Genomic DNA, 15,377 nt, shown 5'->3' on the forward strand with positions numbered 1-15,377 from the left:
TTCAGATACGTTTGCAATTTCATGCATAAATCGTTAACATCTTTTACGGAGAAGAACTAATAGGAGGATTTTATATGTTAAATATGGATAGCTACACACAGCATTGGCTGACCCATCGCGAGGTTCTACATAAGCTGGTCACACTAGATCAGGATAATCTTGTTCACTTCACCCCATGGGAAGGCGGAATGAGCTACGGAACGCTTGTCCTTCACATCGCCAGCTCTACACAAATGTTCGCGAACATGGTCAGCAAAGGGGAATTCACCCCTCCGCAAACCAAAGATGAATGGACAACACTCGAAGACGTACAACGTCTTGTGCATGCGTACACGGAAGCGACGAAGGAGACTCTTGCTTCCATAACAAACGAGCAGCTGCAGGCAGAAATTACGTTCTTCGGCCAAACTGCACCTGCTCATGTGTTCTTAAGTAAAGCGCTGGATCACGAAATTCATCATAAGGGCCAATTACTCACGTATGCGCGAATTGCTGGTGTGAAAGAGCTGCCTTTCTTTATGTAATTTAAATTGTTTACTATGATTTATTCAATATCCGGGTCCCCTTCGACTCGGATATTGCTATTTTGGGCTGATTAACGCGCCTTACATATGGGTAAATATGGAGATAAAATTTTAGGAGGTCTCATATTTTGAAAAAGTGGAAATGTTCAATGATCGGAATGATTCTCGTCCTTATGCTGGCGGCCTGCGGCGCAGAGAATGAGAGCCAGGAGGTCACACCTACGGATGAGGCAAACACAGAAGCGACAACAGGTGCAGATAACATCGAGGAATCGACAGAAGCACCAGCAGAAGAAACGTCAGCAGAGATTCCAACAGCGGAGGAGCTTCTGAAGCAGGTGTCTGAATCCAGCAGCAGCATAGAGAGCTACTCCATGGACACAAATATCACGCAAAATATTACGATGGCAGTTGACGGTCAAGAGCAAACTCAAGATGTAGAAATGAACATGAAGCAGGACATGGTTCTCTCACCCATTGCTGTTTATCAAGAAATATCTACCTCTTTGCCTGCAGAAAGCGGTGCTCAGGAGATCAAGCAATACATAACGGAGGACGCGATCTACTCACATGTAGAGGGTTCATGGATGAAGCTCCCTCAGGAGTCCATTGGACCTTTGGTCGAGCAATTTAAGTCCCAAGGCAGTGCTGCCGAACAGTATGATCAGCTGAACAGCATCGCGAACGAGATCGAAGTAACGGAAGAGGGCGATGTATATTGGTTGAAAGCGAATCTGTCCGGTGATGGCGTTAAGGGCCTTGCTCAGGAAATGATTGCACAGCAAGGTGCGACTGATCCGCAAATGGCAGCCATGATGGAGCAGATGGATATTAAGAGCATTGATCTGTCCTATAGTGTAAACAAAGAAACTTACTACCCTGCAGATATGACCTACAACATGGAGATGAGCATGGAAATGGAAGGACAGAATGTAACCATTCTTATGGCGATGGACGGCTCCTTCTCCAAGTATAATGAACTGGACAAAATTGATATTCCACAAGAAGTTCTCGATGCTCCAGCACCACAATAATATCAGCAAGCAAAATTTCTAAAATACACAGAGAACAAGCACCTTCAAGACAAGAACAATCCGGCAAATTCTGCTTTTGAAGCTTTTGCCGGAAGTCTGTCTTGGAGGTGTTCTTTGTACTATAACTTAGATGATTGATGACACACCATCTTCTTTTTCTTTTCTCTTCTCCGCATAGTAGTCATAGTTGCCCAGGTATACATCAAGAGCCCCTTCGTGCAGCTCCCATACCTTGCCCGCCAGTCGGTTAATGAAATAACGATCATGAGAGATCGCGAGTACGGTCCCTTGGTAGTCCTCAAGTGCTTCCTCAAGCGCCTCCCTAGAAGCAATGTCCAGATGATTCGTCGGCTCATCGAGCAGCAGAACATTCGGCTTGTTATTTACGAGCACGGCAAGTCTGAGTCTCGACCACTCACCACCTGACAGCTTCCCGATCTCCCGGAACACATCCGGTCCATAAAACATATATTTCGCCAGTATCCCTCTTGCAGCGCCTTCCTCCATACCTACCTCTTCCCGGAAAAATTCAAGCACCGTCTTCTTGGGCTCCTTCATCTCTTCCTGCTGAGCAAGATAGCCGATGGTGACACCGCTTCCCCATTCAATGTATCCCTCATCTGCCTGTTCATCACCAAGCAGCAGCTTGAAAAAGGTCGATTTGCCAGAACCATTAGTGCCGAGAAGGGCGATTTTATCCCGAAACTCAATCATTCCCTCCACATTCTGAAGTATCTGTTTATCCGCGAATTGTTTACACAGCGCTTCGAATAGTAACACGACCTGTCCGGAGCGGTCTCTCGTCCCCAGATCAAAGGAAGCATGCTTCGGATTCAGGACCGGCCGCTTCACCTGTTCCATTCGATCCAGAGCCTTGCGTATGGAAGCAGCACGCTTGAAGAACTTCTCATTCCCGCCGATCCGCCCCCATTCCTCGAGCTGACGAATCGTTTCCTTCATCTTCTTGACCTGCTTCTGCTGCTCCTGATATTCGGCAAACTGCTGAAGTACACGCTCCTCCTTCATACGGACATAGCCGGTATAGCTGCTCAAGAAAGTGCTTGCTTCACCGTCCTCCAGCTCAACGATTTTGGTCACCACCCGATCAAGGAAAAAGCGATCGTGAGATACAATGATGCACGCCCCTGAGTATTGCCGTAAAAATTGCTCGAGCCACTCCATTCCTTCCAAATCCAGGTGATTGGTCGGTTCATCGAGCAGCAGCAGCTCAGGCTTCATAATCAGCTGGGATGCGAGCACGATTCGAGTCTTCTCCCCGCCGGATAGTGTATCGAAGGGCCTCGAATACATTAATTTCTTAATGCCAAGTCCTGTCGCCACTTGATCAATGCTGGCATCGATCTCGTAGCCTCCGCCCCGCTCATACTCCTCTTGGAGCACAGCATATTTATGCAGCAGCCGTTCAAGTGCATCCGGATCAGCTGCTACAGCCGGATCACCCATTTGCTGCTCCATCCGGGACATCTTCTGACGGCAGTCAGCAAGCCTACTGAAGCCATGCGACAGCACCTCATATACTGTCAGCTTCTCAAAAGCAGCGGGTATCTGCGGCAAATACCCGACCCGGGCTTCCTTTTTCACCGTAAGCAGACCTTTATCGGGCTTCTCCAATCTTGCAATAAGAGAGAGCAGTGTTGATTTGCCGCTCCCGTTAGCACCGATCAGTCCTACCTTCTCGCCTTCATGCACTTCGATGGTTACGTCATTCAGCACCAGATTGGCGCCGTGGTATTTTTGTATATTTTGACCGTTCATTATGATCATCTTAAGGATCCTCCTATGGTGTAGAAGACCCTGACCTTAGCCGCAAATAAAAAGAGCCGCGGGAACAAGCCCCGCGACTCCTTAATCGGAAACAAATCTAATCCGTTCTGGAGGTTATGGCAGGCATCTTCTCGAATGGGTAACGATATGGGACAATTGGACAGACTTCTCCCGTATTTCGAAACCTCTGAAAAAGATGCCAGACAGCACCATTGGCAGCTGGCTCAAGCGGTTGTTTACCCATTCAATATTCACCTGCCTCACCTCCTCTCATCAAAGTTATTGTTAACTATACCACAAAAAGGATGATAACCCTACCCGGCTCGTGCGGAAAAAATGTTTATAGCTGTTCTTTACTTTTGTCAGCTACTTAAGCCATGCTTCAAAGAACCTGCGATAGCCTTCCTTCATTACCGTTCTGGAGAATGCACTGAAGGCATAGTCCCGGTTATCCTCAGACGTTCTGCGCGGAGAAGCGCAGGCCATGTTCACCAGCTCGAAGAAATTGCGGTCATTCCCGCTGAAGGCATGGGTAGAATTGATATGTCCGTAGCAGGGATGCTCTGGCTTCACCACCATTTTGCCCATGGCCAGTGCTTCTGTCAGCGGCATGGCAAATGTATCAAAGCGTGAAGAGCTCCAGTACACCTTGGAGGAATTCATCAGCTCGAACACCTCATCTTGAGTCAGAGCAAAGCGAAGCTGAATATTATCCGGAATATCATACTTCTTCATGCTCTCCTCATACCGGCGTCCACCGAACACCATGAAGACTTCCTTGTCCGAATTCTGTCTTGCATACTCCAGCACGAGATCCGGCCTGCGGTTTGCCTCATCCCGCCCAATCCACATGACCCGGTTATCCACGACCGCAGACGGATCATAATACTTCTTCGCCAGTTCTTCATCGAACCCGATGGGGATAACGGTAATGTCCTGAACGCCGTAATTTGAGTTCATCTCTCTCTTCAAGAACTCCGTCTGTACAATCGCCTTGTCCACAATGGAATAGAACGGCTTCATCATCTCATAGCCGGTCAGCGCAGGATCGGGGAAGCTGTGCGGAAAGAGTACGCTTTTATCGAGGAACATCTTCAGAAAAGTAAAGCCGGATACCGTGTAAATCACATGCTCTATATTTTGAGAATAGAGCTGATCCAGCACGATATCATAATTAACCAGATCCCCCTTCTCGTGCTCATAGCCTTGCACCCAGTCATATCCGCTGACATGCCGCTCCGGCGATATAAATACGATCTCGACACCCAGCTCCCGTCCGATGCTCTGCAGCCTGTCTGCAAAAACCCGAGGTCCTTGTGCTTCGGCAAACTGAATTTTGCGCATTACGAGTCCAACCTTATCCAATAGCCTTCTCCCCTTATCGTTGTCTTATCGATAAATATAGCATGAAAAAACCGCCATAGGGGAAGGAGTAACCTTACCTTATCGCGGTACACTTACAGAGCTATGCTATTTCTTGTATTCCATTTTGCATCAACATACATACAAAAAAACTAACCTTTTTTCATTGCTTTCAAATCACTGGTTGCGTTGGAGAGTACAGGCAGCATTCTCATCTGCCGCTCCATTGGCGAGGAACATAGACTGCAGCTTGGTTCGCTCTCGAACGTAAAGTCGTCCCGCATCCAGCCTTTGCAGTCATCATTGGTGCATGACCACACTTTTGTGTTTTCCTCGGGGATTTCCTCTGTTACTTGACGTCTGTACATGAATACTTCCCCTCCTATCTACGCAAATAAACGGCTCATTTCCGTCTATCCCGCATTCGCTATTTTGGAGTGAAAACAAGAACTGCCTTCAACTTGTCAGTTAAAGGCAGTTTAGCAGGTCGGCTTAGTATACTTTTACTACGTTCTCTGCTTGTGGTCCGCGGTTTCCTTCTACCACGTTGAATTCAACGCGTTGTCCTTCGTCGAGGGTTTTGAAACCTTCGCCAGTGATTGCGCTGAAATGTACGAAAACGTCGCTTCCGCCTTCAACTTCGATGAAACCGAAGCCTTTCTCTGCGTTAAACCATTTAACTGTACCTGTTTGCATTAGGGTCATTCTCCTTTACTCTTATATTAATATGGTTATTTTCATAAAAAAAATTCACATATTGGAAAAAGTGCCATTTCGAAATGAAGCTCTTTCCAAAATGTGAATTACACCGTTTCGTATACATTACCATATTCAAATCAATAACGCAATAGAAATTAAGAAAAAATTACTTAATTTACCAAACTAGATTGCGTTTGTTGATTTCTTGACGTAGTGCACTCGCTTAAAAAAGTAAGCTGTGGCATGACTCTGCCATTTCGCCGCCTCTTCATTCATTCCCCAGATCAGGCTTTATCATACCACAGCAATTGGCATTTTTTTAAACCGTACCCTCGAGCTGCTGTTTAATGCGCAGCGCAGGAAGCGGGTCATTACAGGTCATGATCGGTGTTCCGCAGCCGACCGCATAGAGGACGCTGTCAGTTGTGTCCGGTCAGTAGCTCCACACCTGCAGACCCCTATTCCGAAATGCTTGTACATCCTCCCGATGAAGAAGCGACATCTCTATCCCGATAGCCCACATTTTGGAGTATGTGCCGTTCTCCCCATGCACAAAATTACGCATGACCTCCGCCTTGAACCCCTGAGTCTTGGCCCCATAGTGATCATAGAGGTAAGCGATAATTTCAGCATCAAAGCAGGTGAAGACACATCTCTCATACAGTTCATATGCATGAAGCAGCTCTATTGCAGCATCGGCGGTATCCTTCGCATCCGGGCTGGATTTGATCTCCACGTTCAGCAAGATGTCCGGATATCCGGCAAGCAGCTGGCACAGCTCTTGAAATGTAGGGATTTTAAGGCCTTCGAACTCCGGAGCGAACCAGCCTCCCGCATCCAGTTTCTTCAGCTCCGCGAGGGTCTGCTCCCTCACTTCACCGCTCCCATTCGTCGTGCGGTCCACTGTTGCATCATGAATAACGACGACTTCACGGTCCTTTGACATACGCAGGTCAAACTCCACCATGTGACAACCTACTTCAATAGCACGCTTGAAGGATAGCAGTGTATTCTCCGGGTAAGCTGATTTATACCCCCGATGTCCTGCGACGACCATGCCTGCTGCGGATTCCAGTTGCTCAATCATTTTCTATACAGCCTCCTTATCAACATCTAACCTCTAAATACATCTTACGAAGATTTATTAAGAGACGATTATCTGAAAATGAAGAGCATGTATAACTTAATAGAAAAAGCCCAGCGAGCTCTGTACTGCGATGCTCACCAGGCTGTGTGATCTCAATAAATAAGGTGGATCAGAAGGCAGGAGAATATATGCGCGAGAATAATATCGCGTATGACTGATTAGCACATCGTAAGAGCTGCCTTGAAACTCTCTGCAAACGAAGCAGCCATTGGGATTGGTACACTTGAGAAAGACTTTAATGTCCCAGCAAATTAAGTAAGTTTCATGTTCTCCAATGCATACAACAAACGCAACATTCTGCTTCTGCGCTGCGAATTTAGCGTGTTTAATTGAAAGAGATCGTTAAACAGCAAACCATCGAGCGTCATAAGGATGAGGTCCGCTTCGGCACTCCCGTTGGCATCTTGCACGAGGCGCTCGTTTAACTCGTTCTGCTTACGTTTCACCAGATCCAGTAGAGTCGGATTAATACCAACAGCTGCCATTAGGCCAAAATAGCCGAATTGCGCATCCAATGGCTCACTCGACAATGAAATATAGGCGCGAAGCAAATCACCGCGTTTCTTCTCTGTATGCTCGTAACGCTGTTGCAATTGTCGCTCGAACTGATTCATTTCCTCCTCAAGGATGCCTTCAATCAAGGCATCCTTGGACGGGAAATGATGAAGCAGCCCACCTTTGCTGACGCCTGCCTGCTTGGCAACCGCTTCTAACGTAAACCCGCCTATCCCCTTCTCCCGTATAACAACATGTGCTGCGCGAATCAGCTTTTGCTGTGTTTCTAAGGAACGCCCCATTCTCTTTAAGCCCCCGACTCTCCATAATTGTGCCCATACTATAGCATGAAACCCTAAAGAGGTCAAAATAGGAAAAGGAGGGCTGAATTTGACAAAAAGACCGTCTGGACGGTATTATTTTTTCATCATCAAAACTTCACTTACGACTTGGAGATGGAACAATGGTGACAATTATCATGTCGATGATTGGATGGGGGCTGCTGGATAGTCTGAATCCGTCTACGATCGCCACTATGATACTTCTCATGCCGCTGGTAACGAGGCGACAGCATGCCTGGTATTATATCGGAGCTACTTTTTTCATTTATTTCTTGTTTGGCCTTCTGTCTCTCTGGGGAGCGGAACGATTTGTTGCGCCTCTTATAATGAGCATTATGGTTAAAGTGGAACCCTTCATTGGCTGGCTGGAATTGGCAGCAGCCGTTCTTATGCTGGGTTTCGGCATTACCTTAGCATGGCGGTCGTGGATGAGGTGGAAACGAAAAGTTCCGCTGCCAAATTGGGTCGGGCGGTCAGCACGCTTTGTAAATCCCGTGTCGTTACTTCTCCTTGCGGCTGGGTCAACCTTAGTCGACCTGCCTACTGCGTTACCGTACGGTGCATTTATTGCCACGCTCGCAACACTGGAGAACCAGACGACAATAGAGCCTTTGTTTCTTCTGATATACAGCTTTCTATATATTTTACCTATGATCCTTGTCTATATTGTGTTTGTTAAACTGGACAATAGCCGATACCAATTATTCGAAGTGAAATTCAAACGTGTGATGAACGCGACAATAGCCATTGCAATGCCGCTTTTACTAATAGGTTTCTCAAGTTGGTTGTTGACCGACTGTTTAAGAAGATTATTGCACTATATCTAGGAGTCTCTTCGCTACGAGTAACGACAAACCATTACTTCTGGATGAAACAAAAGGACGAAGTTGAGCTGGAACAGTTGCGTGCAGCTAAAGCCAAAACGCTTACGGAACATCCAGCTTGGTGCAAGAGTTAATAAGCCGTCTTCAGCCAATTGTCCTTGCTCCAGCTCAGCTTGCCTGCTCCCGCTCCTGCCGCTCCCGTGAGTCTCGATTGGAGCGTCGAAGGATCATCCATCGTGTAGCTGTAAGGCAGCGAGGTTATCCCGCTCCAGCTGAACGGAACAATTGGGGCAGGCACAGGTGCGAGCGGGCTGCCAGCTGTATCACTGCTGCCCCGGAAGGAGGAGCCATCAAGTGAATACATCGTGTCAACGGCGCGAATTTTACCTGTGTACGAAGCATCGGATGGGTCCGTCTGGTTGTTGCGCATTGGATACTGGATGCCGATGATGCTTGATTTCTCAACGAGCACAGCGCCTCCCTCGGTTGAGATAGCTCCATTGCTCGTTACATCAAACTTATATCCTTTGGATGAGATGGCAGCAGCCATCGCCGGTGTAATTCGCTGCTTGGCCAGCCTCGCATCTCCACTGTCCATAACGATGTTATAGGCATGTGCGTTTCCGCCCCGGAGGCGCGGCAAGCGATCTTGAATATCCTTGTAGTAATTATGATGCAATGTTATCGATAGACTTGGATTTCCGGAGTCAAATGAAGTCGAGCCGACGAGATGTCCTTTTTTCTGAGAGGCTGCGATGGCAATAATATCGTCCTTGCTCAGACCTACCGCGATGCTGCGCAGATCATTGTACATTGGATAGGAGGAGCGGTTTGCTTCCAGTTCATTGATCTGCTGTGTAACCCAGCTGTTTGCGCTTCTGTCATCACCCTTGAATACTGACCACGAGATCGTGACACCATTTGTTCCTTTTTTCGAATCAACCAGCCCGTCATAGGCTTTATGAAACGTACAGTGGTCGATCCACACTTTGCTGGTCTCCTCAAGGGTAATGTAATCCCAGTCATTCTTGTCATAATCCCCCTTAGAGGATTCATCCCACTCCCATAGCTCATCGAACTCTAGATTTCGAATGATCACATTCTGGCTGCGCTTCACGCTGATCGCTGCATGCTTGATTGTAGCTCCGTTTGCAGAGAAGATCGTAAGTCCATTAAATCCGTCAATGGTCAGCTTGCTGACACCTGTCTGTTTCAGCACAGGGTGAGTCAAGGCATCATTATGCTCGGCAAAAGGCGACGTTTGAGCCGCAGCAGGAAGCTCGTTCCAGCCTAGATCAAGGTCGTTCATAATCTCCACTACCTTGACACCTGATCCTTTCTTTAATGCGGCCGCCAGTTCTGTGGCATTATAAACTTTTCGATATTTTGCTGTGTCGGTCTCGCTGACAATCCCCCCTCCCGTATTCCCGGCCGAGAAGCCTGTCAGGTTATAATCTGTAATTCCTGCTGCAGCCGTCTGTTGTAGAGGAACAACCGTTATGACCAGCGCGAGACTAACGACCGCTGCAAACAGCGTCCTCCAAGGTTTCTGCTTTCTTTTCATTATTTCTTGCCTCCTCTGTTTCGAATTGCTCTCAATTTAACGTATGGAAGCGATTACAACAATAATCAGCAGAACAGCTGTGGGCTAGATAATGCACTCCTTCAGCAGGACAATAATCATTTCTTCACATGCGCTGTAATAGAAAAAGAGCCTGCTCACACCGCTATGGTGCTCGCCAGGCTCTTAGGCTTTAGATTCATTGGACTTCTTGGACTTTACAAGCTTTTAGTCTCTTTATACTCATGCAATCTTTAGCTCATTGTTTTTGGTATCCTCATTTTGAGATGAGTTCAGTCTGTTATCGCTTAATAGATCTTGTCCAAAATCCTCCATGGAACTGCTTGGGCTCCACCGTAATAATAAACGCCTTGGGATCAAGCTCCAGAATGGACTGGTAGAGCCTCTTCTGATTTTTACGCTTCGCCAGTATTTCCATCACGAGCCGGTCTCCGTCCCGTCCATTGCCGAGCCACGAGGTAACCCCGTAGCCTTTTTCTCTAAGCGTGGTTACAATCGTTCCTCTTGCCTGGTCACAGATCACTTTGACTGTCACATAGCCAAGAGCGATCTTCTCCTCAATCCAGGCCCCGATCAAGATACCCAGACCGTAGCCAACCGCATATACGACCAAGGCGGCAATCTGATCCAAGTAACTAAGCACCAGATTTAATCCGAGTACATAAATAACGATCTCGACCATACTGATGAGCGCCGCGATATACTTCTGGCCCTTCAGCGTCAGAATCATCCTCAGCGTATAAGCCGATACGTATACAATCTGGATTGCAAAAATAAAAAGCAACGTTGTGCCCATGTCATCACACTCCTGTCTGCCAAGCTGTAAGCCCCAATACGCTCTTCTTATTCGGTGCCTTATCCGATGTTCCTAAATACAGCATATCCAATTGTATTACACCTGTATCATTATACTGAATCAAGCCGTTTCCTGCGAAGCACCAATAATCGGTACATCTGTCCATGCGCTTTCAAGAGACGATGCGAATATATTAGACAAATATAAGGTGCAGATAGAACAACGGAGGAGGCGCATCAGCCATGGATCTCTGGAAGGCAATGCAGGACCGCGGGATGGAGCAGCTCGTATTTTGTCAGGATCAGAAGAGTGGTCTCAAAGCCGTTATCGCCTTGCACAGCACCAAGCTGGGACCGGCACTAGGCGGCTGCCGTTTATGGTCGTATGCTTCGGAGCAGGAGGCAGCCCAGGATGCCATGAAGCTCGCCAGAGGCATGACCTATAAGGCGGCTATTTCCGGATTGCCCTACGGCGGAGGCAAGGCCGTAGTCATGGAGCATGCTGGGATGAGGCGGGATGAAGCATTTGCTGCACTCGGCCGATTCATAGAGAGACTACACGGAGAGTACATTACCGGGGTTGATCTTGGCACGACTCCACACGATATGGACCAGATCCATCGTGAAACGAGGCATGTGACCGATCAGAGCGGAACGCTCGGAGCAACCGGAAACTTCACTGCCGAAATGACTGCCTATGGTGTATTTCTTGGCATTCAGACTTCACTGACCCATAAATATGGGCTGAGTGATATGAATGGAGTCCGCGTCGCGCTCCAAGGACTGGGCAAAGTCGGATATGCCTTGGCAAGGCGCCTTCATCAGGCCGGGGCTCAGCTGATCGTATCTGATATTGATTCAGGAAAAATGAGTCAAGCTGTTCGTGACTTCAAAGCATTAGCCGTCTCACCTGACGATATTCATCTGCATAGCTGTGAGGTCTATGCTCCCTGCGCGATGGGCGGAACACTTACTCATCTGAGCATTCCCCAGCTGTCCTGCGGGATTATTGCCGGTGCAGCTAACAACCAGCTGGCTGATGAACAGCTGTGCGATATGCTGGAGCAGCGAAATATTCTGTATGCTCCTGATTATGCCATTAATGCAGGAGGAATCCTTAGTACCGGCGCAGAGCTTGCCGGAACCGGGGCACGGGGGGCGGCTGCAGCCGTAGAGAAGATACCCCATACCCTTAAGTATCTGTACGATTATGCTCGCAAGAACGGCATTACAACGGCTGCTGCAGCCGATTCCATTGCCGAAGCCAAGTTTGCTTAATTCAGTCCGCGAGCAGCTGCAGCACAAATCCTTTCAAATCAATAATCCTTACATGTTCAGGCGGCTTCTGATCCGTTCCGTATATAATCAGAGGGACGAGTGACTCGTCCTTGCGGATGGAACCATGCCCGCCGCCACCTTCATGTGTCGGTGAGCTGCGATCCGCCAATTCATATCCCGGCTTGGCTGTGACGACCATGAAATCTCCTGGATGGGAGTGAAGTGCACTAGACAATCGCCGGAGCACATCAGGATAGTCACCATATTTTAACGATCCACGCCCCTCATCTATGCTCAAATCCAGTACATTCCCCGCCTCTTTAATCGTCCAATTCTGCTGGTAGGGATCGGCAAGGCTCCCGCCAGCTCGATACATAAGCTCCTTGTTCGTTCCCCCTTGGCGTACATGGATCCATTCACCCTCCTGCCATGATACAAAATCGATACGAGGGTCTATCGTCATCAGACGAGCCCATTCTTCATAGGACTTCACAGCAAGGTTTGGATATACATAAGCCATCGTTTCATTCACAGCGAGAATGATATCTGTCTCGTCATTGACTTCCTTACCCGCACGAAGAACTTGATAACCTGTGAACAGATCGGGCAGATCAATCACCGAGTTCTGATCCTTCGGCAGCAGTCTCGTCATTCCGCTGTCTCCCGCAATGATAATAATTGACTTATCCATCGCTGTCTCGCGCGATCCAAAAGCCTGCAGGATTCCGTCAAGCTGCTTGTCTACTTCTTTGACTCCCTTTAGTCCAGGCGGGCCGCTCTTATGTATTTTTTGATCCAAATCGGGAAGATAGGCAAATAGAAAATCAGGCAGCTTGTTTTGCTTCACCAAATATTTTACTGCTTCTACAGAGTATTTGTTCGTAAGACCCATCCGATCAGGGAGACCATCGGGCAAATTATGCGCAGTTGTACCCCCGGACGAGTTCTCTAATGGATTGGCGATCGAACCCAAAGATAGCAGATCGGGGCCCTTGACCTGGATTTGCTGCGGCAATGAAGACGGTCCATACACCCAAGCGGGAAGCTGAAGTGTATGATCCGACATCCCCCGGTAGATCAACCCGTTTATTGAACCGGATTTTAGATGTTTACGTGCCAAATCCTCGTAGATTGTGGAATGCTGCGAGCTCAGATGCTTGTCGTTTAGATGTATCAGAGCATCTGCTAGTGTTCTGTTGATGCCATGATTCCAGATCTCCGCAGGACCTGATCCATAGTTGATCAATCTCTTCTCCTGTGCGGAATACCACACGAGTCCTGGAACTTGATGCTCATCAGGATAGGTACCCGTCAGCAAAGAACTGTCAATAGAAACCGACATCGTAGGAAAGGAGGTAACCATATCCCTGTAATATTGGCCGTGATCAATTAAGTATTTGAAGCTTGGCAGCTCACCCTGCCGGATACCCTGATCAATGGCTTCTGCCATTAACGAATCGACCAGCAGAAATATAACCTTCTTGGATTGAACTCTGTCCGCCGACTTCACGTGCAGCAGATCTTGATCCTCGGATTGCGAGCTTTGATGCTGACACCCTGTTACCAAGCTTAGAATAAGAACCATGATCATTACCTTGCACAGTAGATCTCTCATGTATCACTTTACCCCCTCTATCCGTCGATTCACGTATAACTTATGAATTAGCATAAACTTCAACATTTGCATCATTCATCATTGTTATCGTTCGCCACAGCATAAAGAAACTTACTAGGGATATTTTGTTAAATTAATCTAGCTATTCAAATCAAAAAAAGGCCCTCACTCGTGAGGGCCTTCCATCATGCATTTACATCTAATAAGGCTGTAATTGTTAACCAGCTCACTCTCGATTAATCGTCGTCACGCTCATCCTTGTCTACAGACAGCACCTTGCCGGTGTTCGCATCAATCTCAACATCTGCTTCATACTTCGAGTTAACAACCTCTACCTCATATTGAAGCCGGTTGTCATCCTCATCCAGCTCAATCTGTACCACCTTGCTGTTGCTCAGCTGTTTCTTCGCTATTTTCTCTGCATCCGCTGCAGAGAGCTTCACAGAAGCGATGGCTTCCGACTCGTAACGATCATCGTCATCCTCGTAGCGGTCATCATCATAACGATTGTCATCATCATTGCTTGTGAATACATCAAGTGTCTTTCCCGTGTAAGCATCGATATGAACGGTAACATCTTTGTCGCCTTGCTCGATTTCTACATCATAGAAGGCTTTGTTATTATATCTCTCCAAATCAATATCATCGATATGACCTTTATTCCCAGCTGCCTTCAGCGCTGCTTTCTTCGCCTCACCGAAGTTTATCATCGTGTCCGGGTTGAAGGAGGATGAGGATACCCCGCTATTTCCCGTTGTACTTGCAGTTCCTGTTCCCGTATTACTTGCGGCGAAGATTGCCGTCCCTCCAGCGATCAAACCTACTGCCAAAACTCCGCTCAATACGACTTGTTTCTTCATTACTCATCAGCTCCATTTCGTGTTATTGGGTTGTTCGTTTCTCCCTTACAACACCATCTTACCCCTGCAAAATGAGAGCAAAGAAAGAGTAAGATTAGAATTTGATGAGAAAATGAAGTGATTTCTCAGCTACATGAAATCGTCTCTAATGATTAGTTAACTGAGTACTAAAGAAAGGATTATTGGTTCTCATCATCTTGATCGTCGTCATTGTCATCAAAATCATCCTCATGCTCAACAGATTTGACCGTACCCGTAATGGCAAGCACTTGAACGATCATCTCCTCACCGCTCACATTCTCAATTTCAACCAAATAATAAGGAATATCCGATTCTCTGGCACGCAGCTCGATGTCTTCGAATTCTCCCTTCACCTCGGCTAGCGCGATATCGATTGCATCCTGTTCACTGATCAGACGGATCGGTTCCTGTGTTTCAGCTGGCTGTTTATTGTCTGAATCGGGATTCTGAGGCTTTGTTTCAGATCGGGAGAGAACCTCCCCGCTGTACGGATCAAGCCTTAGTTCTACGATCTGATCTTTCGTCTGTACCTCAGCTTTGTAATATTTTCCTTCAGGGGAATCAGAGACAAGCTCCAGTAACAGCAGCTTTCCTGGAGTATCAGCCAGGACAGCCTTCTTGATAGCTTCTCTGCTCTGAGGTACCGGTGTATCCACTTCCCCCTCTGAAATCTGCTCAATGGTTTGTATGCTTCCACTCTCCGCATCTACCGTTAGGCGGTATTCGCCACCCGTTTCCGTAACCAGCCGAAGGTGATACTCACTACCCTGCAATCGGTTATCCTCAATCTTGAAGTCTGGGTACTGCTGAAGCACACTCTCGGATACGGCCTCCGCTGATAAAATATCTGATTTATTCCATGGCTGAAAATAATAAAGACCAATTGCCAGCACCAGTACTGCAGCCACACCGCCATATAAACCCCACTTTTTAACGTTCATTAGGAGAACACCCCTCTTAAGTTTCATATCACAACACAGCCATATATGGCTTATGTATGCCATTATAGCGGAGC

At 47.4% G+C, this 15,377-nt stretch carries 15 protein-coding genes and 1 pseudogene; 4 read left to right on the plus strand and 12 right to left on the minus strand.

Annotated features, from left to right (window positions below; all coding sequences use genetic code 11):
- The first annotated feature begins 74 nt into the window (after nucleotides 1-74).
- Both BLW49_RS12220 and BLW49_RS12225 read left to right on the plus strand, forming a co-directional pair.
- Entirely contained in the window at nucleotides 75-524 is a 450-nt protein-coding gene (locus BLW49_RS12220; RefSeq protein WP_090724856.1) for a DinB family protein, read from the plus strand.
- 128 nt (nucleotides 525-652) lie between these two features.
- The gene (locus BLW49_RS12225; RefSeq protein ID WP_143042114.1) at nucleotides 653-1,558 is read left to right on the plus strand and encodes a DUF6612 family protein; all 906 of its coding nucleotides are present in this window, start codon (nucleotides 653-655) and stop codon (nucleotides 1,556-1,558) included.
- 147 nt (nucleotides 1,559-1,705) lie between these two features.
- Here the strand turns inward: BLW49_RS12225 and abc-f are convergent.
- The 7 genes and pseudogenes from abc-f to BLW49_RS12255 form a co-directional block, all read right to left on the minus strand.
- Nucleotides 1,706-3,343, minus strand: a pseudogene (abc-f, locus tag BLW49_RS12230) (ribosomal protection-like ABC-F family protein); the annotation flags it as partial.
- Nucleotides 3,344-3,457: 114 nt separating this feature from the next.
- A complete protein-coding gene (locus BLW49_RS28780; RefSeq protein WP_177178727.1) occupies nucleotides 3,458-3,598 on the minus strand; it encodes a hypothetical protein in 141 nt (46 codons plus the stop codon).
- A 111-nt stretch (nucleotides 3,599-3,709) separates the two neighbouring features.
- Nucleotides 3,710-4,708 carry a glycosyltransferase gene (locus BLW49_RS12235; protein WP_090724860.1) on the minus strand — a complete coding sequence of 333 codons (999 nt, stop codon included), beginning with the start codon at nucleotides 4,706-4,708 and terminating at the stop codon, nucleotides 3,710-3,712.
- 149 nt (nucleotides 4,709-4,857) lie between these two features.
- Nucleotides 4,858-5,073 carry a cold-shock protein gene (locus BLW49_RS12240; RefSeq protein ID WP_076314321.1) on the minus strand — a complete coding sequence of 72 codons (216 nt, stop codon included), beginning with the start codon at nucleotides 5,071-5,073 and terminating at the stop codon, nucleotides 4,858-4,860.
- Between the two features lie 124 nt (nucleotides 5,074-5,197).
- The gene (locus tag BLW49_RS12245) at nucleotides 5,198-5,401 is read right to left on the minus strand and encodes a cold-shock protein (protein WP_047912726.1); all 204 of its coding nucleotides are present in this window, start codon (nucleotides 5,399-5,401) and stop codon (nucleotides 5,198-5,200) included.
- A 436-nt stretch (nucleotides 5,402-5,837) separates the two neighbouring features.
- Complete coding sequence (locus BLW49_RS12250; protein ID WP_256209735.1) at nucleotides 5,838-6,491, minus strand: glycerophosphodiester phosphodiesterase family protein; 654 nt, start codon at nucleotides 6,489-6,491, stop codon at nucleotides 5,838-5,840.
- A 311-nt stretch (nucleotides 6,492-6,802) separates the two neighbouring features.
- The gene (locus tag BLW49_RS12255; RefSeq protein ID WP_090724862.1) at nucleotides 6,803-7,348 is read right to left on the minus strand and encodes a TetR/AcrR family transcriptional regulator; all 546 of its coding nucleotides are present in this window, start codon (nucleotides 7,346-7,348) and stop codon (nucleotides 6,803-6,805) included.
- Nucleotides 7,349-7,509: 161 nt separating this feature from the next.
- Here BLW49_RS12255 and BLW49_RS12260 point away from each other — a divergent pair, with 161 nt between their 5' ends.
- Complete coding sequence (locus BLW49_RS12260; protein WP_090724863.1) at nucleotides 7,510-8,214, plus strand: GAP family protein; 705 nt, start codon at nucleotides 7,510-7,512, stop codon at nucleotides 8,212-8,214.
- A gap of 127 nt (nucleotides 8,215-8,341) precedes the next feature.
- Here the strand turns inward: BLW49_RS12260 and BLW49_RS12265 are convergent, their stop codons facing one another.
- Together BLW49_RS12265 and BLW49_RS12270 are read right to left on the minus strand one after the other, a co-directional pair.
- The gene (locus tag BLW49_RS12265) at nucleotides 8,342-9,775 is read right to left on the minus strand and encodes a pectate lyase family protein (RefSeq protein WP_090724864.1); all 1,434 of its coding nucleotides are present in this window, start codon (nucleotides 9,773-9,775) and stop codon (nucleotides 8,342-8,344) included.
- A gap of 298 nt (nucleotides 9,776-10,073) precedes the next feature.
- On the minus strand, nucleotides 10,074-10,589 hold the full coding sequence (locus BLW49_RS12270; RefSeq protein ID WP_076314316.1) for a DUF2179 domain-containing protein: 516 nt from the start codon (nucleotides 10,587-10,589) through the stop codon (nucleotides 10,074-10,076).
- 242 nt (nucleotides 10,590-10,831) lie between these two features.
- On the opposite strand from BLW49_RS12270, the gene BLW49_RS12275 reads away from it, so the two are divergent.
- The gene (locus tag BLW49_RS12275) at nucleotides 10,832-11,866 is read left to right on the plus strand and encodes a Leu/Phe/Val dehydrogenase (RefSeq protein ID WP_090724865.1); all 1,035 of its coding nucleotides are present in this window, start codon (nucleotides 10,832-10,834) and stop codon (nucleotides 11,864-11,866) included.
- Nucleotide 11,867: 1 nt separating this feature from the next.
- Here the strand turns inward: BLW49_RS12275 and BLW49_RS12280 are convergent, their stop codons facing one another.
- The 3 genes from BLW49_RS12280 to BLW49_RS12290 form a co-directional block, all read right to left on the minus strand.
- Nucleotides 11,868-13,481, minus strand: a complete 1,614-nt coding sequence (locus BLW49_RS12280; protein WP_090724867.1) for an alkaline phosphatase family protein — start codon at nucleotides 13,479-13,481, stop codon at nucleotides 11,868-11,870.
- 236 nt (nucleotides 13,482-13,717) lie between these two features.
- Nucleotides 13,718-14,341 carry a PepSY domain-containing protein gene (locus BLW49_RS12285; protein WP_090724868.1) on the minus strand — a complete coding sequence of 208 codons (624 nt, stop codon included), beginning with the start codon at nucleotides 14,339-14,341 and terminating at the stop codon, nucleotides 13,718-13,720.
- 179 nt (nucleotides 14,342-14,520) lie between these two features.
- The gene (locus BLW49_RS12290) at nucleotides 14,521-15,303 is read right to left on the minus strand and encodes a PepSY domain-containing protein (RefSeq protein WP_177178728.1); all 783 of its coding nucleotides are present in this window, start codon (nucleotides 15,301-15,303) and stop codon (nucleotides 14,521-14,523) included.
- Between the last annotated feature and the right edge of the window lie 74 nt (nucleotides 15,304-15,377).

Origin of the sequence: Paenibacillus sp. PDC88 (assembly GCF_900106725.1) — a bacterium.
Lineage (GTDB): Bacteria > Bacillota > Bacilli > Paenibacillales > Paenibacillaceae > Paenibacillus > Paenibacillus shunpengii.

Coding starts and splice junctions, on each gene's coding strand:
- BLW49_RS12220 (WP_090724856.1), top strand. CDS start 75: ATGTTAAATATGGATAGCTACACACAGCATTGGCTGACCCATCGCGAG.
- BLW49_RS12240 (WP_076314321.1), bottom strand. CDS start 5,073: ATGTACAGACGTCAAGTAACAGAGGAAATCCCCGAGGAAAACACAAAA.
- BLW49_RS12245 (WP_047912726.1), bottom strand. CDS start 5,401: ATGCAAACAGGTACAGTTAAATGGTTTAACGCAGAGAAAGGCTTCGGT.
- BLW49_RS12250 (WP_256209735.1), bottom strand. CDS start 6,491: ATGATTGAGCAACTGGAATCCGCAGCAGGCATGGTCGTCGCAGGACAT.
- BLW49_RS12255 (WP_090724862.1), bottom strand. CDS start 7,348: ATGGGGCGTTCCTTAGAAACACAGCAAAAGCTGATTCGCGCAGCACAT.
- BLW49_RS12260 (WP_090724863.1), top strand. CDS start 7,510: ATGGTGACAATTATCATGTCGATGATTGGATGGGGGCTGCTGGATAGT.
- BLW49_RS12265 (WP_090724864.1), bottom strand. CDS start 9,775: ATGAAAAGAAAGCAGAAACCTTGGAGGACGCTGTTTGCAGCGGTCGTT.
- BLW49_RS12270 (WP_076314316.1), bottom strand. CDS start 10,589: ATGGGCACAACGTTGCTTTTTATTTTTGCAATCCAGATTGTATACGTA.
- BLW49_RS12275 (WP_090724865.1), top strand. CDS start 10,832: ATGGATCTCTGGAAGGCAATGCAGGACCGCGGGATGGAGCAGCTCGTA.
- BLW49_RS12280 (WP_090724867.1), bottom strand. CDS start 13,481: ATGAGAGATCTACTGTGCAAGGTAATGATCATGGTTCTTATTCTAAGC.
- BLW49_RS12285 (WP_090724868.1), bottom strand. CDS start 14,341: ATGAAGAAACAAGTCGTATTGAGCGGAGTTTTGGCAGTAGGTTTGATC.
- BLW49_RS12290 (WP_177178728.1), bottom strand. CDS start 15,303: ATGAACGTTAAAAAGTGGGGTTTATATGGCGGTGTGGCTGCAGTACTG.